Here is a 19,302-nt window from a genome sequence, read left to right as displayed (position 1 = left end):
TCAAGATTCCGGCCTGCAGGCATTCGCAGGCCTTTCCTGACAGGCCATCCGGCGATGCCGGACGGCCACGCCACCCGCATTACACGTCAGCGTCTTTCTTCAATTGTCGTCACGGTTTCCCGAAAGAAATCGAGCTTTCCGTTGTCTTCGTGGCTGAGGATATAGGTGATGCTTTCGCATTCGCAGTTCCTGACAGGATAGAAGAACCTTTGCTCGAAACGGGTCAGGAACCATCCCTGCCCCAATGCCTGGGAGGCGAGAGCGAGAATATGTGTTCCCTTCGGAAAAACGTCCTGTGCAAGGCGCTGCAGGACACCAGCCATTTCCTCCAGCCCGGAGGCCACCTGCCAGGCAACGTCGGTTTCATCGCGGTAGTGGTCGATACGGAAGTCCAGTTGTTCCGACAGTTCGCCGAAGAGTTCCGGCGACCCTTTTTCAAACAGATCAAGCACACGATGAATGGCGATCGGTTCGGTTCGAGGCAGCGGAAAGGTTTCTGACGGAGACAGGGGTATTGCGGAATTCATTCGGGAGTTCCTTCGGTACGGCGTTGCAATTGACCGCCCGAGTTGTGCCCTCAGCTTGTTTCGCAGTATACTCCTATGGTCTCTATCGTTAATATAGGAAATTCCTATGCTTGAAGTGACCCCGCTTCGCTATTTCGTCAGCGCCTTCGAATTGGGAACGATCAGCGCGGCAGCGACGGGACACGGTATTTCCCAACCGTCCTTGTCCCAGGCCTTACAAAAACTTGAAGACGCGATTGGAACGTCGCTGTTTGTCCGTTCCCGCACCGGGTTACGCCCGACACCGGCTGGTCGCGATTTGTATCACCATGCCCAGTCTATCCTGCGGGCTGTCGGAGACGCCGAGAACCGCTTTCTGAAAGAGCCCCCGCTTCGCCTGAGCCTCTATACGGCGCCCGATATTCTGCTTCCCGCGTTTCAGGGGGCATTCCATGCCCTGCGCACCACATATCCGACACTGGAGATGCGTTTCGAGCAGGCAGCGGCGGACGCGGAACTTTCTCTGGTCGACAAGGCCTGCTCCCCCAAGAGCCACAAGTACCGGGAACTCTACAGCGAGCCTTATGTACTTGCCGTTGCAAGGTCTCATCCGCTGGCCGGGCGCAACAGGATTTCCATGAACGACCTTAAGTCCGTTTCCCTGATCTCCCGCAGGTATTGCCCGAATTATGATGCCCTGCTGGCTGAATTCGCCCTGGCGGGCCTGCCGTTGAACGTTTCAGCTGAAGCGGTCAACGATCAGCAGGTACTGGAATTGGCCGGATTAGGCTTTGGCGCTGCCATCCTTCCAGCCGGTCATTTGAAGATGAAGGATACTTTGACGGGCGTCCCGCTCGACCATGAAGGCCTGGAGCGGCGCAGCGTCGGCATCGCGGTGAAAAAGACAGCATTTGCCGATGAAATGTTCCGCACCTGGATGACGGGCTGGGCAACGTTGCCAATTCGTTTGTGACATTTACGAGAATATCAGGTCTGTAAGCGTTTTTTATTTGACAGATAAATACAAACTGCAAAACTTGCTGAAAGCCAAAGACAAATGGCAATAATACCTTCCATAGAGGCACAGTAAATGTCCGGACGCGCGCACGATGAATCAGGCCAGAAGATAGCATTCGTGCTCATGGAGCGATTTTCCATGAACGCTTTCGCCAGCGTTATCGAACCTGTTAGAATAGCAAATCGCCTTTTGGGAAGAGAGTACTACCAATGGACAACTTATTCGCTTGACGGGAATCCCGTCACGGCGAGCAACGGCTGCGAAGTCGCGGTCAAAAAATCTATTCGCGACCTGCACGATGCCGACATTACACTTTTGTGCACCGGCATCGATGTCGAGCGCCTGCCGCTGGACACGGAACTCGGTAACAAGCTGCGCCGTCTGAACGCAATGGGCCGCACCTTTGGCGCCATCTGCACCGGTGCCTATCTGCTTGCCCGGTATCATCTTCTCGACGGTCGCCGCTGCACCATCCATTGGGAAAACCTGAGATCCCTGCGGGAAGAATTTCCGGATGTCGAAGTAACGTCCGATATCTTTGCGATCGACCGCAACTGCATCACCTGTGCCGGCGGCATGGCGTCGCTCGACATGATGCTGCGCCTGATAGCGATCCAGCATGGTGCCTATCTTGCCCATGAAGTTGCCGAAGTCGCGCTCTACCAGAACATGCGTTCCGGCGAATCTGCGCAGCGCCATGACATCGAGGCCCGGACCGGTATTTCGAATGCCAAGATCCTCGACGCGATCCGGATCATGGATTTGCATATCGAAGACCCGCTGAGCTGCCAGCAACTTGCGATGACGGTCAACCTGTCGCCGCGCCAGCTGGAGCGCCTGTTCCGGCGTCATTTCAACTGCACGCCCGGCCAGTACTACTTGCGCCTGCGCCTTGAAACCGCGCGCGACCTGTTGCGCCGGACCAGCCGCCCGGTGCTGGATGTCGCTTTGGCCTGCGGCTTTGCCTCCACCTCGCATTTCACCAAATGCTACCGCGAGCGCTTCTTGTGCACACCGACGGAGGAACGTCAGTCCTACCAGTGGGCCAACACCAAGACGACATCCGGGGTCGGCACCGCCACCCCCATGCGGCTGATTGCCAAGTAAGACGCGGCCTGAAAAACCAGTCCTCGAACGCCGCGGTCTTCGCGGCGTTTTTTTGTAGCCCGCCATGGTCATCCCTGACGTAGCGTAGCGAAGATCCGTGATCGGTGAGCCGAGATCTGGCGAAACAAACCGAAGAAGACAGCGAACACAACGTTGCCTCTGTCCCGGCTCGCGCTTCGCTTGGCCGGAATGACATTGGAAAAGGCAAGTCCTTGGCTGCGCCCCCAAGCGCCACGATTTCCCGCCACGAATTCTGCCGGAAAAGCTAGAGCAGGCGCCAAAGCCCCAGTGGAATGAGGTAAAGGCCAAGGGCGAGGATGGCTGCCAGCACGAGCCGGCGGAAACCGGCCTCCGACACTTTCTTGCGCGTGCGCTGTCCAAACCAGACGCCGGACAGGGCCGGTACGACCAGCGCAGCAGAGGCCACGGCTTCCTGGCCTCCCATCAGTCCGAAACCGCCAAGTGAAATGCCGAGCGCCGTCGTCGACAGCAGGAACAAGAGACCCATTGCCTGGATAAGTTCGTCTCGCGTGAGCCCCAGCGCCTGCAGATACATGACACCGGGCACCGTGTAGGACCCCGTCAGTCCCGAAAGGACACCGTTGACCAGCCCGACGACCACTCCAACCGGGACGACCCGGTTTTCCGGAATATGCAGCACCAGCCCTGCAAGCATCGGCACCGCGTAGGAAACCATCAGTATCCCCAGAAGCAGATCGGCGGCGCCTTCCGGCAACTGGGTGAGGATGAAGGTTCCGGCGGCGAGCATCACCACGGCCGACACCAGAAAGGGCCAGAGACGGGGCAAGAGAACCCGCAGGTAACCACCGGACAGGCTTTGCCAGAGGTTGGTCAGGAATGCCGGCCAGAGGATAAGGACCATCGCCTTTTCGACACCGACAAAAACAGTCATCAGGCCAAGCCCGATTGTCGGCAATCCGAAGCCCACAAGCCCCTTGATGAACCCTGCGCTCAGAAACACCAGCACGGCAATCAGTATCAGTCCCGGACCGGCTGCGCCTAAATCCGTCACGCCTTCACCTGTTGCTGCATGGGGTCTCTTGCTTCTTCTATCCGTCGCCCGTGGGCAGAGTGTAGCCTTCGATCAGCTTGTTCAGCTCACCGGATTCACGGCGACGCTGCAGTTCCTCATCAAAGGACTCCAGCATTCTTATACACGGTGTCGCGCGGGAGAACAGGAAATGAACCGTGTTGACAGCCGCAGACCACGGCAGGACTTCGACCTTTCCTTCGACCCCGGCTTCCTGGATCATCATCTCGCCGTCCCGGCGGGCAATGACCAGATAGTCGGCCTTATCCTCTGCCAACAGGTACATGTTGGTCTTGAAGTCGTCGAAGGGTTGCCGATCGATGGACAGTTTGGCAGCCGCATAGGTCTCGAATTCTTCGCCAAACGATGCTCCGAACGGTGCAACGCCCCTCAGTCCCGCAAGGTCTTCAAGCGATGCAGGGCGGATATCCAGGCTGGTGCGGACAAAAACACCGACATCTTCGCGCATGACCGGCAGACTGACGCCGAACTTGGCGAGCCTTTCGTCAGTCAGATAGGCCCCCGCCAGGACGTCGATCTGACCATGCTCAAGCAATGTCAAAAGCCGTTTCCACGGCAGATCCGGCCCCATGACCAAAGGCAAATCCAATGCTGAAAAGATTTCAATTGCAAGGTCGGGAAACACACCGTTGAGGCCGACATCGGCTTCCTGGCGCATGGAAATCGGGTACCAGACACTGGAACCATTCAACTTGACGGAGGAACAGTCATTCGTGTCGGCACGGGCAGCAGAGGACAGCGTCAAAGCCAGGCAAGCAAGACCCGAAACCAGTATTCTCTTTCTCAAATGATTGAAAACACTCATTTTATACCGCTCAAACAAAGCCATGAATGAAGTCAGACAAATCAGTGAAACTTCTTTTGACTAATCGGTCAATCAAAAAAACACGTTTTACGTGTGCATGCGTTGTATTTGCGGTTTCATTTTGACAACGGCATCTGTCGCTCTTGCAAAAATTCACAATAAGATCCCTGCGGTCATTTTCTTTGAAACCTGGAAGATGCTAGCCTTGCCGCATGAGTGCCTCCCCCCTGCCCCGGCTGCCGAATCGTATTGCTCGGCACCTCTTCCTCGAAAGACACGGCCTTGCATCCGCCCCCAAGGGAACCGGAAAAGGCGATGATCTTGCTGCGGTCATAGACCAGATCGGCTTCGTGCAGCTCGACAGCATCAACACTGTCGCCCGCGCACACCACATGATCCTGGCTGCCCGGCGACCAGCCTACAAGGAAAAGAACCTCAAGTTTCTTGCCGAGCGTGACCGGCATCTGTTCGAGCATTGGACGCACGATGCGTCGGTCATACCGACAGAGTTTTTCCGGCATTGGCGCCTGCGCTTCAGCCGGGACAAGGAAAACCTCATCAACAGGTGGCGCAACTGGCACCAGAACGAGTTCGAACGGAAATTCGACGAGATTCTGAACAGGATCAGCGACCATGGTCCGGTTACGTCAGCATCTGTCGGAGAAGACGAGCAACGCAGCAATGGCGGCTGGTGGGAATGGCACCCCTCAAAGGCAGCACTCGAGTTTCTGTGGCGCACCGGCGAATTGTCGGTAACCGGCCGGAACGGATTTCAGAAAGTCTACGACCTGACGGAACGGGTCATTCCGGCGCAGCATCTCAATGCTGCTCATGACTTTGAAGAAACGACAGATTGGGCAGCCCGCTCCGCGCTCGACAGGCTGGGCTTTGCGACCTCCGGCGAGATTGCTGCCTTCTGGGACCTGATCACGCCACAGGAAGCCAAGGACTGGTGCACCACAGCAAAGGCTGCGGGCACGATTACCGAGATTGAAGTTGAGTGTGTCGATGGATCCTGGCGGAAGGTGTTCGCCTATCCGGAAACGCTGGATACGCTTTCCGAGCTTCCAGAACCGCCTTCGCGGGTGCGGATCCTGTCGCCGTTCGATCCTGCACTTCGCGACCGCAAAAGGGCCGAGCGCCTGTTCGGTTTCTACTACCGGATCGAGATCTTCGTTCCCGAGCCGAAGCGCCAATACGGCTACTACGTCTTCCCTGTCATGGAAGGCGACCGTTTGATCGGCCGCATCGACATGAAGGCACTCAGGAGCGAGAACAGGCTTCATGTGCGGGCCTACTGGCCGGAACAAGGCATCAGAGCCTCAAAGGGCCGAGAGGCCAAACTACAGGCGGAGCTGGAACGCACCGCCCGCTTTGCCGGCGTTTCCGACATCACCTACGAACCGGATTGGCAACGGACGGCCCTTTAGCCGTCCGCACCGTTGTTTCCAATGCTGGCCGGTCATCCGGCCAACACCATGGGTCAATCATGTGGTCAGCTCGCCACCCTTTCCAACAGGTGCTTACGGGCCAGAGCGCGTACCTCTTCGAAAGTCCAGTCCTTCACCAGTACGCCATTGCGGTAGACCGTCTGCAACTGATCGGTTCTGCCGCCAACCGCTTCGAGACGAACCGCGCTCAGCACTCCGTTTTCCAGGACCGTCGCCTGCCGACCGGCCTTGGAGGCCTTGCCGGGATCGGTCGCCGGGTTCTTGGAGACATCGCGCCAGGTGCCGTCAGCGGTTTTCATCGCATTTGCCTTCATGGCAAAGCGCATCGTGTCCCGGTTGACCTGCTGCAACAGTCCCCCGCCCATTCCGACGGCGATGTTGTCGACCGACCAATTGCGACGCACCAGTTCTTCCACCAGTTGCCTGATGGTGTCGAGCTTCATGCCGTCACCCTGAATGACGCGAACCGACGGGTGCAAAACGCGCGCACCCTTGCTGTTTTCCGAACCGCCGTAGTGCTGCCAAAGGGTTTCCATAACCTTCAACGGCATTTCGACAGGGTCGCCGGAATCCGGGCGGATGACGACCGTTGCCCCCGATTTCAGCACCTCGTCCTTCAACCGGCCGCACCACAGGTTCTCGACAGCATTGCCGAGATCGTAGCTGTCTGAAACGACCGCCACCAGAGCATTGGGACGGCCAAACTGCACCAGCATGTTCCGGTACGCGTCGACTTCCCGCTCACGGCCCCAACTTGTCATAGTCGAGTGTTCAGCTGCCGGGATCGAAAAACCCGCCACATCCGCGCCGTACCAGGTCATGGCCGCTTCCAGAGCTTCCATGGTGTCGGTGCCGGCAAAGTTGACCAGATGGGCCATGCCGCCAAGAGCGGCGCTTTCGGCAGAAGATACACCGCGCGCGCCAAAATCGTGCAGCTTGAACGGGATCTGGCTGTCCGGATCGTCGGACGTTTCCAGAAGACCGCGATACAGGATCTCCTTGCACTTGAAAGACAACGTCGCAACCGTCGACGGGTACCAGACCGACCGCAACAAGGCGGTTTCCACCCAGGTCGTCAGCCAGGGCATGCGCTCGTCGGTGTTTTCCACCTGCACCAGCGGCACACCACTCGGTGCCAGTGTTCCTTCCGGCAGCGCCTTGATCTCCAGCGGAAACAGGCCACCATGATCTGTCAGGATCTGTTCCCAACCTTCCCGGTTGAAGGGAACGCCATGGGCAGCACAGATCCGATCAGCCGCCGCAATGTCCGATGCCGTGATCGGCTTGAGAAGCACGTCCTTCAGGTAAGTTTGCAGCCCGAAGAACAGGACGCTGTCCGAAAACGGATTTGGCCTTGCTTCCAGGTAAGCAGAAATCCTGCGGGCTTCCGGAGGGTATTGCTTGAAATGCGACTGCTTGTAGCTGTCGGTCGCCAGAAGTGGATTTGTCATTGTGAACTCCTCACGTGACAGGTGCGATTGCCTGCGGGCCTCCCCCGCGGGCGCTGTTACAGGTCCGCCATCAGCTGGATGATGGACCAGTGATCTTCGAAGAACTGCTCGGACTTCAGATCGCCAAGGCGATGCCAATTGGCTGACCTGGCATCGTCACCACCCGTGACTGAAAACAGTTCGCGCCGTTCAGGCAGACGAAACAGAAACGCGTGGGTGATGATGCGGCCACGCAACGACCGGTCAGGATGGTCGAAGACCCTTGTCTTGGTTCCGTCTATGAAAGACGCCAGCATCGCCGGGGGGATTTCTCCCTTGTGGTCGCTGATGGCGGTTTCTTCCTTCAACTCGCGGATCGCGGCATCCTTTATGCTTTCACTGGGATCAAGGAAACCGCCGGGCAGAGCCAGCAACCCCTTGCCGGGAGCCTGGCCGCGCTCGACCAGAAGAATGTTTCCGGACTGGATGACGACGGCATCCACCGTCACGAACGGTCCCCTTCCCCATTGCCCGGGATAGGCATCCAGGTATTCGGCCTCTTCCAGAAGTGCACGAAAGGTCTCCGTCAGAACAAAGGCTTCCAGCCACTCCACCACGCCGGCCGACAGAACCGACCGCGATATGACCGGGATGCGCTGGAACAACTGCCTGCGCACGTCTGTCGACGAGAAGGTGCCGTATTGGCTGGCCAACTGCACATTGCCCCATTCGGGAAACAGCTTGAGATAGTAGCTCGTGCGGTCCTTGCCATAGCCTGCAAGCGCGATCTCGATATCCTGCAAGCCATGCAGAACGACACCGCCCTTGTTGTAATCGGCAAGCACGGTTTCATTAACGGCCCGCTGAACCTCAGCGCACCAGGCAGCATCCGAATAGGGATGATCCGAAACAGGCTTCAGGATCAGACGGCCGGTGGTCAGCTCGTGCTTGAACACCTTTGCGAACATTTCTTCGCGTTCGGCGCAAGTGAATGGATTTCGCGGGGTGCGCGCCTGACCGGAAGACCCGATCAGCACGATCAGCGTATCGACTTGTTCCAGCGCAGATCTGATGACGGCCTCATGGCCGGCATGCAACGGCTGAAAGCGGCCGACAAAAACACCGTAGTTAAATTTGGACATTCGAGCCTCCCTCGAATTTATGGAATGCAGCCGAACTCCTCGGTTGCATCTCATCTAATACTCATTTTGAGCATTAGCAAGAGAATAATGCTCAAAATGAGTATTATTCTCTTGCCGATCCGAAAATTACCGCGATTACGCCGGTGAGATCCCTGCTTGGCGATATGTCACCCCGGAACCAGGGACCTGTTCAACGCGGTAAAATGGGCGCATAATTTCTCTGTTTCGAATGAATGAAACTTGGGAGAATACGATGACCGTCGAACGCGCCATTCTTCTCGTGGTCGGCTTGCTGATACTTGCGTCGGTATTGCTGGCTGTCTACGTCAATCTCAACTGGCTTTGGCTCACCGGAATTCTCGGCGCCCATCTCGTCCAGGCGTCCTTTACTGGACTTTGCCCGGTGGTGATGGTCCTGAAAAAGCTGGGTTTGCCGCAGAAATCCGGCTTTGCCTGAAAGGATGCAACGCCGCCAGGAAAGAAACGCGCGCGAAAAGATCGCCTTCGATCTGATCGAGAGCGATCTTGCGTCACTTGATTGTTGATGTAGCTACTGAAGTTCCCTTCGCCATTCAGTCGGCTCAGGTCCAGCTGAGGACTACCTTGCCGGCTTCGCCTGACTTCATGGCAGCAAAACCTTTTTCGAAATCATCGACACCAAACCGGTGCGTGATGACATTGCGCACGTCCAGACCGTTCTGCAGCATGGCAATCATCTTGTACCAGGTCTCGAAAATTTCCCGGCCGTAAACGCCCTTGATCGTGATCGCCTTGAACACGATGCGTGACCAGTCGACGGGCGACTTTCCAGGCGGGATACCAAGCAGTGCAATTCGCCCGCCCATCACGAGGTTCTCGACCATCTGATCGAGCGCTACCTGACTGCCGGACATTTCCAGGCCGACGTCGAAGCCTTCCTTCATGCCGAGTTTCTTCTCGATGCCTTTCAGATCGTCTCGGGCGACATTGACCGGCACCACGTCGGCCACCTTCGTTGCAAGGTCGAGACGCGCCTGATTGATATCGGTGATAACGACATTGCGCGCCCCGACATGACGGGCAACAGCAGCGGCCATGATGCCGATCGGACCGGCTCCGGTGATCAGAACATCCTCTCCAACCAGATCGAAACTGAGTGCGGTATGAACCGCATTGCCGAGCGGGTCGAGAATGGCGCCGATCTCATCGTCGATCTCGTCCGGCAAAGGCACAACATTGAAAGCCGGCAAGCGCAGATATTCTGCAAAGGCACCCTGCTCGTTGACGCCTATGCCGCGGGTTTCCGGATCCAGATGAAACTTGCCCGCGCGAGACTGGCGTGAGTGCCGTCCGATCAGGTGCCCCTCGCCTGAGCATCGCTGGCCGATTTCTAGGTCGGTCACGTTCTTGCCGAGTTCGACAATTTCGCCGGCGAACTCGTGACCGGTGATCATCGGTACCGGCACGGTCTTCGACGCCCAGTCGTCCCAGTTCCAGATGTGAATATCCGTGCCGCAAATGCCGGTTTTGTGGATCTTGATCAGAACGTCGTCCGGACCGATTTCCGGCACCGGCGCGCGGGTCATCCAGAGGCCCTCCTTCGGTTCGGATTTGGACAGCGCCTTCATCTGGTTGCTGGTCATGACAGAACCCCCGTCGCCTTGCCGGCCTTTTCGAAGGCTTCCAGTGCGCGATCCAGATCGGACCGGGTCAAAGCCGCGTTCATCTGCGTGCGAATGCGGGCCTGACCGCGCGGCACCACAGGAAAGAAGAAACCGGAGACATAGACGCCTTCCTCAAACAGCTTTGCCGCCATTTCCTGGGCCAACTTTGCCTCGCCCAGCATCACCGGAATGATGGGATGCTCACCCGGCAGAAGCGTGAAGCCGAGCGCTTCGAGGCCTGCACGCCAATAGCCGGCATTCTCAAAAAGGTTCTTGCGCAGATCGTCACCCTCTTCTACCAGGCGGATGGCCTCAAGACCGCTCATGACCACTGCCGGTGGCAGGGAGTTGGAGAAGAGATAGGGCCTTGCCCGCTGGCGCAGCAGGTCAATAACCGGCTGAGGCCCGGCAATGTAACCACCAATGCCGCCGCCCAGCGCCTTGCCGAGCGTTCCGGTCAGGATGTCGACATCAACCCCGAAATGCGCCGGGGTGCCCTTGCCCTTCGGCCCCATGAAGCCGGTCGCATGACAATCGTCGACCATCACCACGGCATCATATTGCCTGGCGAGTTCGGTCACCCCCGGCAGGTTGGCCAGATAGCCGTCCATCGAGAAGACACCGTCGGTCGCGATCATGATATGGCGAGCTCCGGCGGCCCGGGCTTCCTTCAGCTTCGCTTCCAGATCCGCCATATCGGAATTGGCGTAGCGATAGCGCTGGGCCTTGCACAGGCGAATACCGTCTATGATCGATGCGTGATTGAGCGCGTCCGATATGATCGCGTCCTCAGGACCGAGTAAAGGCTCGAACAAGCCGCCATTTGCGTCAAAACAGGCCGCGAACAGAATGGAATCGTCCTTGCCAAGAAATTCAGCCAGGCGTTGCTCAAGTTGCCGGTGAATGTCCTGCGTTCCGCAAATGAAGCGCACGGACGCCATGCCGTAACCCTTTGGCTCAAGTGCCTTGCGCGCCGCCTCCTCGAGAGCCGGATGATCGGCCAAACCCAGGTAATTGTTTGCGCAAAGGTTGATAACCTCGCGCCCGCCAACCGTGATCAAACCGCCCTGCGGCGAGGTGATCAACCGCTCGCGTTTGTAGAGCCCTTCGGCCTCGATTTCTCTAAGCGTCTCGGAAATATGCGACAGAAAGGCATCGGACACAGGGTTTCCTCCGGCAAAATGGATATTTCCTCCACTATGCCGGATATTTGTCCGAAATAAAAGATTCGATTTCCGGTATCACGGATTCTTGCAACTACCCTTCCGCAAGATCCAGGCGATCGCATCAGCCTTTCCGGCCAGGAAATATCCGCAGATACTAACGCATTACAGTGACACCCGCCATTCGAAAACCTGCATAGAGCAAGGCAACCCCGGTGCATTTGTTGACGAGACCTACAACCCAGTTCTTCATCTCGCCACGGGTCAGGCGATCCCCCAGAAAGGCATATGCCGTGTAGGATGTCAGGTCGATCAGGAAAGTCGTCATGCCCATGATGAGGATCTGCGGAACAATGGGTGCATTGATGTCGAGAAACTGGGGCAAAATGGCTGCGAAATAGAGCAGTGCCTTCGGATTGGCGAACTCGATCACAAAGCCCTGGGCGAACAACGCCTTCAGGCTGGACTGCCGCCCGGATCGCTTGACACGAATTGCGCCTGCCGGCGTGAAGAGTGCGGTCAGACCCAACCAGACGAGATATCCTACACCAGCCCATTTGATTACCGAGAACACCAGGTTGGAAGCAATGATCAGTGAGGCAATGCCGGTTGCCGAAAGCGCAAAATAAACGGCATTGGCAGACGCAATACCAAAAACGCCACCAAGTGCCCGACGCCCACCATTCCCCGCCCCTTGCGACGCAACGGCCACGGCCGCCGCACCGGGAGAGAAAACCACGACAGCTGTCGTGACAAGAAAGATCAGATAGGTCTCGAACTGCATTGCTTTCTCCTGCGCTCGCCAGATTTGCCGAGAACTGCTGCTTCGCCTAAGCGGCCGCGACAATTTCGATTTCGATCATCCACTCGGGTGTCAGCGTTCGAACCACAATGGCGGTGGTCGGGACGCGTCGGGCGCCCAGTGCCTCCAGTCGTGCGGCCTGGTTCTTTTCGGCATGGTCCGGATCTGAAAGATAACTGGTGACGCGGACGATATTGTCGGTCGTCATGTCCGCTTCAGTCAGGATCCGGCGCAGGTTCGCCCAAACCAGATCGAGCTGCTCTTCCAGGCTCTCTGGAGCCCGGCCGATTACATCAAGCCCCATGGTGCCGCTGACGAAGAGCAACCGCCCTGCACCGGTCACTTCCAGGGCATGCACATAATCCGGTGTTGCCGGGTAAATGCCCTTGTCCGGGTTGATTGTCCGCTCCATCAAGTCGAAGATCCTTCTTCCGAAATCTGTTTCGGAAATGACTGTTCAGACGAACACGATTCACCGCAACAAGGATCTGGCCGAATGAAAACAAATAAAGAGACCATTCAGAAAAACAGCTCTCCCGGCCGCCCCGTGGACGCGTTCGACCGAAGAATATTAGGCGAGTTGGTGCGCAATGCCCGGCAGACCTATGCCGAGATCGGGACCAAGGTCGGGCTGTCCGCACCGGCGGTGCATGACCGGGTAAAGCGGATGATCGCGTCCGGCACCATCTCCTCCACCAACGCCGCCATTGATCCCATGTCTGTCGGCAAACCGTTTCTGGCTTTCGTGCATGTGGATGCCAGCGGATGGGGCAAGAGCGAGCGGATGATGAAGTTGCGGGACTTTCCGGAAGTGGAAGAACTCCATTCCGTCACGGGCGACTGTTGTGTCATCCTGAAGGTGCGGACGGCCAATGCCGACGCGATGGAACGCTTCCTTGCACAGGTCTATGCCCTGCCAGGCGTAAGGGCGACCAGAAGTTATGTGGTGCTGACGACGTATCTCGACCGGCCGGTGCAGGCGGAGGTCACGGAAACCTGGCCTGATGTGCCGCTGCCGGCTGTGTGAAGGTCAAGGAAGCGCTCGCGGCCTTCAGAACTTAATCACCATCAGGATCGCCCGAGCCGGGCCGCCAACGGCTGCAATGCAATGGGGCACGTCTGCGGCGTAGCGAGCCGTGTCCCCTTTTCCGATGACACCTTTGGCCACACCTGACGTGACTTCAAGCTGTCCGTCTTCCGCTATCAGTTGCTCCCGCGTTCCACGTTCGTGCGGTTTGCTGTCGAGCTTTCCATCTGCCGCGAATATCAGCTCATAGATTTCGAACCGGCCTGTGTCCTGAGGCGGTGACAGGATGCGGATCTTGCAGCCGTCTCCCGCCCTGTCGAGCGCCGGGGTCTGATGTTCGTGCACGATCTCGACCCGATCCTCGGCTGCCTCCTCCCCCAGAAGACCTGCAAAGTCGACATTCAGGGCCCTGGTCAGATTGAGCAGGGTCGCGACAGTCGGGTTGGACTCCCCGCGCTCGATCTGGCTGACCATGGAGCGGGAAACGCCGGAGAGCTTTTCAACGGCCTCGAGCGAGAGCCCCTGGGCGCGCCGCGCTTTCTTGAGGCGGGCCGGCAAACGGGAGAGAATGTCTGAATCTGTCATTACGGAACTAAAATCCGTTTCGCCAGATATTGCAATTTACTTTTCCCGTCATCCAACTGTCACAAATCATGTAAGCTTTCTCTCGGCCAGGACCTGAAAACAGGAATGGCCATCGTCTTCCGGGGGGAACACATGAAAGCGATACCACGTCTATATTTTGCCACGGCCGCACTCTTTGCCCTGATCGGCATGGCCTGGGGCATCCACATGTCCGCGACCACTGATCACACACTTGCGCCAGCGCATGGGCATCTCAACCTGATCGGCTTCGTGATGATGGCCGTCTTTGGTGCCTACTACGCCCTTGCACCAAAGGCTGCCGCCTCGCGCCTTGCGCTCATCCACTACGGATTGTCGGTTCTCACCGTCATCGTACTGGTGCCCGGGATCGTATTTGCGATCAACGCCGAAGGGGAAATCATGGCCAAGGCCGGCTCTGTTCTGGCGGTTCTGAACATGCTGGTTTTTCTCGCAACTGTGCTGCGCAACCGCGCCGATTGAATTGCCGTCGCTTCCGGGGCGCATCCTGTCGCTTTCGGAACATTTGCTGCACCGCCCTCTCCCATAGCGTTCCGGCACAAGTCGGGGCGGTGCAAAACCGCATCCGGAAAACAAGAAATCGGAAACGCTTCGGAGAGAGAACCCATGGCCAGCGATATTGAAATTGCCCGTGCAGCCAAGATGAAACCCATTCAGGAGATCGGCACACGGCTGAATATTCCCGAAGACTCTCTCCTGCCCTATGGGCGCACCAAGGCCAAGATTTCCGCCGACTACATTGCCAACCTCAATGGCCGCAAAAGCGGCAAGCTGATTCTGGTGACGGCGATCAACCCGACTCCGGCCGGCGAAGGCAAGACGACCACAACGGTCGGTCTTGGCGACGGCCTCAACAGGATCGGCAAGAACGCGATGATCTGCCTGCGCGAACCTTCGCTCGGCCCCTGTTTCGGCATGAAGGGCGGCGCAGCCGGCGGCGGCTATGCGCAGGTCGTCCCGATGGAAGACATCAACCTGCATTTCACCGGAGACTTCCACGCCATCACCTCGGCCCACAACCTGCTCGCCGCCCTGATCGAGAACCACATCTACTGGGGCAACGAACTGGGCATCGACATTCGCCGCGTGGTCTGGCGCCGGGTTATGGACATGAACGATCGCGCACTGCGTTCCATCGTCTGTTCGCTTGGTGGCATTGCCAACGGCTTTCCGCGTGAAGCAGGGTTCGACATCACCGTCGCCTCCGAAATCATGGCCATCCTCTGCCTGGCCACCGATCTCGAAGATCTGCAGAAGCGGCTCGGCGACATCATCGTTGCCTACCGGCGCGACCGCACGGCGATCACCGCGCGCGAACTGGAAGCAGACGGCGCCATGACCGTGCTGCTGAAAGAAGCAATGCAGCCGAACCTGGTGCAGACGCTGGAAAACAATCCCGCATTCATTCACGGTGGCCCTTTCGCCAACATCGCACACGGCTGCAACTCCGTAGTTGCTACCCAGACAGCCCTGAAGCTGGCCGACTATGTGGTGACGGAAGCTGGCTTTGGCGCAGATCTCGGTGCCGAGAAGTTCTTCGACATCAAATGCCGCAAGGCAGGCCTCAGCCCGGATGCGGTTGTCATCGTCGCAACCATCAAGGCCTTGAAGATGAATGGCGGCGTTGCCAAGGAAGACCTCGGCAACGAGAACGTCGAGGCCGTGAAAAAAGGCTGCGCCAACCTTGGCCGCCACATCGAGAACGTCAAGCAGTTCGGTGTTCCGGCAGTTGTGGCCATCAACCACTTCACAGCAGACACGGAAGCGGAAGTTCAGGCCGTGCGGGATTACTGCGCCGAATTCGGCGTTGAAGCGATCCTGGCGACCCATTGGGCCAACGGCTCCGCAGGCACCGAAGAACTTGCCACCCGTGTGGCAGCCCTTGCCGAAAGCGGCGCGGCGCAGTTCGCACCGCTCTACGACGACAGCCTGTCCCTGTTCGAGAAGATCGAAACCATCGCAAAACGGATCTACCGGGCAGACGAAGTTCTGGCAGACAAGTCTGTGCGCGACCAGCTCAAGCGTTGGGAAGCCGACGGGTTCGGTCATCTGCCGGTCTGTATGGCCAAGACCCAGTATTCCTTCACGACAGACCCGCAGCGCCGAGGCGCCCCGACCGGCCACAGCCTGCCGGTTCGTGAAGTCCGCCTGTCGGCAGGGGCTGGCTTCATCGTGGTGATCTGCGGGGAAATCATGACCATGCCCGGCCTGCCGCGCGTGCCGTCAGCTAACCACATCAAACTGGACGAAAAAGGTCAGATCGAAGGTCTGTTCTGAGCATTCGGAATTGATGCCGAATACCAGAAAAGGCGGGTCTCAGGACCTGCCTTTTTTTGTGTGGCGTGTGGCCAACGGTCTCTCAGCCTGCGGCGGAATGACATCGCTTCAAACGCTACACAAGAGGAACTGAAACGGCATGGATGCCACGGTCGAGCCATGGCATGACGAAGACAAGGAAAAGATGGAGCGGTTTGCCTGCCAACAAATTGCATAATCCATCAAAGAAAGTACCAATCCGTCACTTCCTCCGTCATTGCAGGGCTCGACCCTGCAATCCATACCGAAACATCGCCTCGAACGAAGGCCGCACTTGCGTAAGTCAAACAGCGTGGATGCGATGGTCGAGCCACGCATGAAGAAAGTTGAGATTTTGGCTAGTCAGCGCGGTGTGGGTTTCGGCCGAGCAGTACGAGCCCGATCGCAGCCAACAACAGGGAAATGCCCGAGAAGACGGTCCGTGTCTGGTTCCACACCTGCCAAGGCTCGGAATAGGACCGCCAGAGCATTGCCGCTTCATTCAGGTTTTTCGGGATCGCTGCCTCAGCAAGCTCGAGGTTCATCGGCACGTTGACCAGGAACGTCAGCATGATGCCACCCAGCGCATAGACGATTGCTCCACCTACAAAGGCGACCCCGGCTGCGCGCCGGCCAGACAACAGGCTGAAGACCCCGGAAAGAGCAAGAACGAAAGGCGTGCCGAAGAAAGCGGGCGCAAAAACGGCGTTGCGGACAGACGCGTTCATGGCCTGCATGGCTGCTATCGCAATGCGAGGATCAGTGGCATCCAGGCCCCACATGGTTGAGCAGACCCAGGCATAGAAGAAACCGAAGATGGCCCCGGCAAAAACAAGCGCCAGGAGACCGGTTCCAAGTGCAAGTCGATACATCCCAAACTCCAAAACCGTAATTAAGTGTACGGATTGTAATTTCCGTAACATCGATTACGGTTTTGAGCAAGCGACGGAGAGAACGACATGCGGGCGGAAGCCAGGGAACGACGGAAAGCATCCATAGAAGCGGCGGCGATCGAATTGCTGCTGGATCAGGGCTATGACAACCTGTCGATGCTGGCAGTCGCAAAAAAAGCAAAGGCCTCCAACGAAACGCTCTACCGTTGGTATGGAGACAAGACCGGGTTGTTCAGCGCCCTGGTGGATCGCAATGCAGAAAACATTCGCCAGTCACTTCGAGAGTGTATCGAAAACAACCCGTCTCCCACCGAAGCACTGCGGAACTTCGGCCGACGTCTCCTGGGCGTTCTTTCGAACCCGGCCGCAATCGCTCTCAACCGTGCAGCTGCCGCCGACACGACCGGCACGCTTGGAACTGCCCTCGCGCAAAGCGGTCGCGACGCGATCAGGCCGCTCGTAACCGACCTTGTCGCGAAGGTTCAGGGCGACGGACTGCTGACAGGCCTCGAGACGGAAACCGCGGCGGAAATCTATCTGTCCCTGCTGATCGGCGATCTTCAAATCCGGCTGGTGACACGCGCCGTGGCTGAATGGTCGGAAAACGACATCGACGCCCGTGCGGAAACCGCCTGGCAGGGCGTGAAGCTTCTTTCGGCAGGCAGCGCCACTGCCTTCTCGTAAGTTTAGACAGCTACAAACATTTCCCGTCACCGTACAAAATTGACATTGAACGGCCTGGCTTGATTTCCCTGTCGCGTAAACGACTAGCCGTGTCGCTTTGGAGATATCGGCGAATCCGGCTTGAGGCATAAGGTTTTGCACTAAGTTGATGGCCGTTGTGCCTGGTTGGAGCTGCCCATGTCTGACGAAGACGATATTGATCTCGCCTCCCTTTCTGACGACGAACTTGTCGAGCAGATGCATGACGACCTCTACGACGGTCTTCAGGAAGAAATCACGGATGCCGTGAACATCCTTCTGGAACGCGGCTGGGTACCTTACGACATCCTGACCAAGGCCCTTGTCGAAGGCATGCGGATCGTCGGCGTCGACTTCCGCGATGGCATCCTGTTCGTTCCCGAAGTGCTGCTTTCCGCCAACGCCATGAAAGCCGGCATGGGCATCCTGCGTCCGCTGCTGGCGGAAACCGGTGCGCCGAAGGTTGGCAAGATGGTCATTGGCACCGTGAAGGGCGACATCCACGACATCGGCAAGAACCTTGTCTCGATGATGATGGAAGGCGCCGGCTTTGAAGTGATCGACATCGGCATCAACAACCCTGTCGAAAACTACCTTGCGGCCATTGAAGAGCATCAGCCGGACATTCTCGGCATGTCAGCTCTACTGACCACCACCATGCCCTACATGAAGGTCGTGATCGACGAAATGAAGGCCAAGGGCATCCGGGACGATTATATCGTGCTCGTTGGCGGTGCACCGCTGAACGAGGAATTCGGCGAAGCCGTCGGTGCTGACGGTTATTGCCGCGACGCGGCCGTTGCTGTGGAAATGGCGAAAGATCTGATCGCTCGCCGCCACAACATGCTGGCCAACAAGGGCTGACGGCAATGTTCAAGGAGGCTGCCGAAATGTTGGTGGGCGAGCCTCTCTTTCCGGTTGAAACGGATGGGAGCGCGGACGACAAGGCCGGCCGCGTTCTTGTTATTGCCTGCGGGGCTCTGGCACGCGAAATCGTCGCCATCCGCGAAAAGAACCGCCTCGATCATCTCGACATCACCTGCCTTCCGGCGAAGCTTCACAACTCGCCGGAAAAGATCCCTGATGAAGTCCGCCGGGCCATCCTCAAGAATGCGGACACCTATTCCGACATTCTGATTGCCTACGGCGATTGCGGAACCGGTGGCCTGCTCGACAAGGTGCTGGAAGAAACCGGCGCGAGACGCATCGATGGCGCACACTGCTATGCCTTCTTCACGGGGATAGACGAATTCGACCAGATGGAAGACGACCAGCTCGGCACCTTCTACCTGACCGACTTCCTGGCCCGTCACTTCCAGACCATGGTCATCGAACCACTCGGCCTCGACTGGCACCCGCATTTGCGGGACATGTATTTCGCTCATTACACCCGTGTTCTTTACCTTGCGCAGACCGATGACCCTGCCCTTGAGGATGCGGCGCGGCGCGCGGCGGACCGGCTGGGTCTGCCGTTTGAAATGCGCCGAACCGGGTATGGATTGCTTCAGCCGTTTCTGGACAAGGGCCAGACGGACTGAGCGTCGCAAAATAGCATCCGGACAAGTCGGTTTTTCACGTGATGATGCCGCTATCAGGCGTCCTGGATCAGCCAGCTTTCGGCA

The 19,302-nt window shown here is 57.8% G+C and carries 21 protein-coding genes; 10 read left to right on the top strand and 11 right to left on the bottom strand.

Annotation, left to right across the window (positions count from 1 at the left end):
* Positions 1 to 86: 86 nt before the first annotated feature.
* Entirely contained in the window at positions 87 to 527 is a 441-nt protein-coding gene (locus Q666_RS42290; RefSeq protein ID WP_023003884.1) for a hypothetical protein, read from the bottom strand.
* Between the two features lie 106 nt (positions 528 to 633).
* Between Q666_RS42290 and Q666_RS42285 the strand changes: the two genes are divergently transcribed.
* Positions 634 to 1,479, top strand: coding sequence for a LysR family transcriptional regulator (locus tag Q666_RS42285; protein ID WP_023003883.1), 846 nt, complete (start codon positions 634 to 636; stop codon positions 1,477 to 1,479).
* A 183-nt stretch (positions 1,480 to 1,662) separates the two neighbouring features.
* Positions 1,663 to 2,631: a GlxA family transcriptional regulator gene (locus Q666_RS42280; protein WP_208993359.1), complete on the top strand. Its 969-nt coding sequence runs from the start codon at positions 1,663 to 1,665 to the stop codon at positions 2,629 to 2,631.
* A gap of 265 nt (positions 2,632 to 2,896) precedes the next feature.
* On the opposite strand, the gene Q666_RS42275 is transcribed toward Q666_RS42280, so the two are convergent.
* Both Q666_RS42275 and Q666_RS42270 read right to left on the bottom strand, forming a co-directional pair.
* A complete protein-coding gene (locus Q666_RS42275) occupies positions 2,897 to 3,664 on the bottom strand; it encodes a sulfite exporter TauE/SafE family protein (RefSeq protein WP_023003881.1) in 768 nt (255 codons plus the stop codon).
* Positions 3,665 to 3,701: 37 nt separating this feature from the next.
* Positions 3,702 to 4,508, bottom strand: a complete 807-nt coding sequence (locus tag Q666_RS42270; protein WP_023003880.1) for a transporter substrate-binding domain-containing protein — start codon at positions 4,506 to 4,508, stop codon at positions 3,702 to 3,704.
* A 212-nt stretch (positions 4,509 to 4,720) separates the two neighbouring features.
* On the opposite strand from Q666_RS42270, the gene Q666_RS42265 reads away from it, so the two are divergent.
* Positions 4,721 to 5,938 carry a crosslink repair DNA glycosylase YcaQ family protein gene (locus Q666_RS42265; protein WP_023003879.1) on the top strand — a complete coding sequence of 406 codons (1,218 nt, stop codon included), beginning with the start codon at positions 4,721 to 4,723 and terminating at the stop codon, positions 5,936 to 5,938.
* Between the two features lie 65 nt (positions 5,939 to 6,003).
* Here Q666_RS42265 and Q666_RS42260 read toward each other — a convergent pair whose 3' ends face one another.
* Together Q666_RS42260 and Q666_RS42255 are read right to left on the bottom strand one after the other, a co-directional pair.
* Positions 6,004 to 7,410: a nicotinate phosphoribosyltransferase gene (locus Q666_RS42260; RefSeq protein WP_023003878.1), complete on the bottom strand. Its 1,407-nt coding sequence runs from the start codon at positions 7,408 to 7,410 to the stop codon at positions 6,004 to 6,006.
* A gap of 56 nt (positions 7,411 to 7,466) precedes the next feature.
* Positions 7,467 to 8,531, bottom strand: a complete 1,065-nt coding sequence (locus Q666_RS42255; protein ID WP_023003877.1) for an NUDIX domain-containing protein — start codon at positions 8,529 to 8,531, stop codon at positions 7,467 to 7,469.
* Between the two features lie 253 nt (positions 8,532 to 8,784).
* On the opposite strand from Q666_RS42255, the gene Q666_RS42250 reads away from it, so the two are divergent.
* Positions 8,785 to 8,988 (top strand): YgaP-like transmembrane domain, encoded by a 204-nt coding sequence (locus Q666_RS42250; protein WP_031270681.1) that lies wholly within the window; start codon positions 8,785 to 8,787, stop codon positions 8,986 to 8,988.
* A 124-nt stretch (positions 8,989 to 9,112) separates the two neighbouring features.
* Here the strand turns inward: Q666_RS42250 and tdh are convergent, their stop codons facing one another.
* The 4 genes from tdh to Q666_RS42230 all read right to left on the bottom strand — a co-directional run bounded on the left by tdh (position 9,113) and on the right by Q666_RS42230 (position 12,551).
* Positions 9,113 to 10,138: an L-threonine 3-dehydrogenase gene (gene tdh, locus Q666_RS42245; RefSeq protein WP_208994021.1), complete on the bottom strand. Its 1,026-nt coding sequence runs from the start codon at positions 10,136 to 10,138 to the stop codon at positions 9,113 to 9,115.
* A gap of 11 nt (positions 10,139 to 10,149) precedes the next feature.
* Positions 10,150 to 11,337, bottom strand: coding sequence for a glycine C-acetyltransferase (locus Q666_RS42240; protein WP_023003874.1), 1,188 nt, complete (start codon positions 11,335 to 11,337; stop codon positions 10,150 to 10,152).
* Between the two features lie 157 nt (positions 11,338 to 11,494).
* On the bottom strand, positions 11,495 to 12,121 hold the full coding sequence (locus tag Q666_RS42235) for a LysE family translocator (protein WP_023003873.1): 627 nt from the start codon (positions 12,119 to 12,121) through the stop codon (positions 11,495 to 11,497).
* Positions 12,122 to 12,167: 46 nt separating this feature from the next.
* A complete protein-coding gene (locus tag Q666_RS42230; RefSeq protein WP_023003872.1) occupies positions 12,168 to 12,551 on the bottom strand; it encodes a RidA family protein in 384 nt (127 codons plus the stop codon).
* An 84-nt stretch (positions 12,552 to 12,635) separates the two neighbouring features.
* Between Q666_RS42230 and Q666_RS42225 the strand changes: the two genes are divergently transcribed.
* A complete protein-coding gene (locus Q666_RS42225) occupies positions 12,636 to 13,166 on the top strand; it encodes an Lrp/AsnC family transcriptional regulator (protein WP_031270679.1) in 531 nt (176 codons plus the stop codon).
* Positions 13,167 to 13,190: 24 nt separating this feature from the next.
* Here Q666_RS42225 and Q666_RS42220 read toward each other — a convergent pair whose 3' ends face one another.
* Positions 13,191 to 13,751, bottom strand: a complete 561-nt coding sequence (locus tag Q666_RS42220) for an XRE family transcriptional regulator (protein ID WP_023003870.1) — start codon at positions 13,749 to 13,751, stop codon at positions 13,191 to 13,193.
* Positions 13,752 to 13,883: 132 nt separating this feature from the next.
* Between Q666_RS42220 and Q666_RS42215 the strand changes: the two genes are divergently transcribed.
* Both Q666_RS42215 and Q666_RS42210 read left to right on the top strand, forming a co-directional pair.
* Positions 13,884 to 14,252 carry a hypothetical protein gene (locus Q666_RS42215; RefSeq protein ID WP_031270676.1) on the top strand — a complete coding sequence of 123 codons (369 nt, stop codon included), beginning with the start codon at positions 13,884 to 13,886 and terminating at the stop codon, positions 14,250 to 14,252.
* Positions 14,253 to 14,396: 144 nt separating this feature from the next.
* Positions 14,397 to 16,067: a formate--tetrahydrofolate ligase gene (locus tag Q666_RS42210; RefSeq protein ID WP_023003868.1), complete on the top strand. Its 1,671-nt coding sequence runs from the start codon at positions 14,397 to 14,399 to the stop codon at positions 16,065 to 16,067.
* A gap of 377 nt (positions 16,068 to 16,444) precedes the next feature.
* On the opposite strand, the gene Q666_RS42205 is transcribed toward Q666_RS42210, so the two are convergent.
* Positions 16,445 to 16,957, bottom strand: a complete 513-nt coding sequence (locus Q666_RS42205) for an anthrone oxygenase family protein (protein WP_023003867.1) — start codon at positions 16,955 to 16,957, stop codon at positions 16,445 to 16,447.
* Positions 16,958 to 17,044: 87 nt separating this feature from the next.
* Between Q666_RS42205 and Q666_RS42200 the strand changes: the two genes are divergently transcribed.
* The 3 genes from Q666_RS42200 (at position 17,045) to Q666_RS42190 (ending at position 19,218) form a co-directional block, all read left to right on the top strand.
* The gene (locus tag Q666_RS42200) at positions 17,045 to 17,662 is read left to right on the top strand and encodes a TetR/AcrR family transcriptional regulator (protein ID WP_023003866.1); all 618 of its coding nucleotides are present in this window, start codon (positions 17,045 to 17,047) and stop codon (positions 17,660 to 17,662) included.
* Between the two features lie 177 nt (positions 17,663 to 17,839).
* Positions 17,840 to 18,544, top strand: coding sequence for a B12-binding domain-containing protein (locus Q666_RS42195; protein ID WP_031270674.1), 705 nt, complete (start codon positions 17,840 to 17,842; stop codon positions 18,542 to 18,544).
* 26 nt (positions 18,545 to 18,570) lie between these two features.
* Positions 18,571 to 19,218: a DUF1638 domain-containing protein gene (locus Q666_RS42190; RefSeq protein ID WP_031270672.1), complete on the top strand. Its 648-nt coding sequence runs from the start codon at positions 18,571 to 18,573 to the stop codon at positions 19,216 to 19,218.
* Positions 19,219 to 19,302 lie beyond the last annotated feature (84 nt).

The organism is Labrenzia sp. C1B70, assembly GCF_000475395.1.
Taxonomy (GTDB): Bacteria; Pseudomonadota; Alphaproteobacteria; order Rhizobiales; family Stappiaceae; genus Roseibium; species Roseibium algicola.
This window is presented reverse-complemented; position numbering and strand designations above follow the sequence as displayed.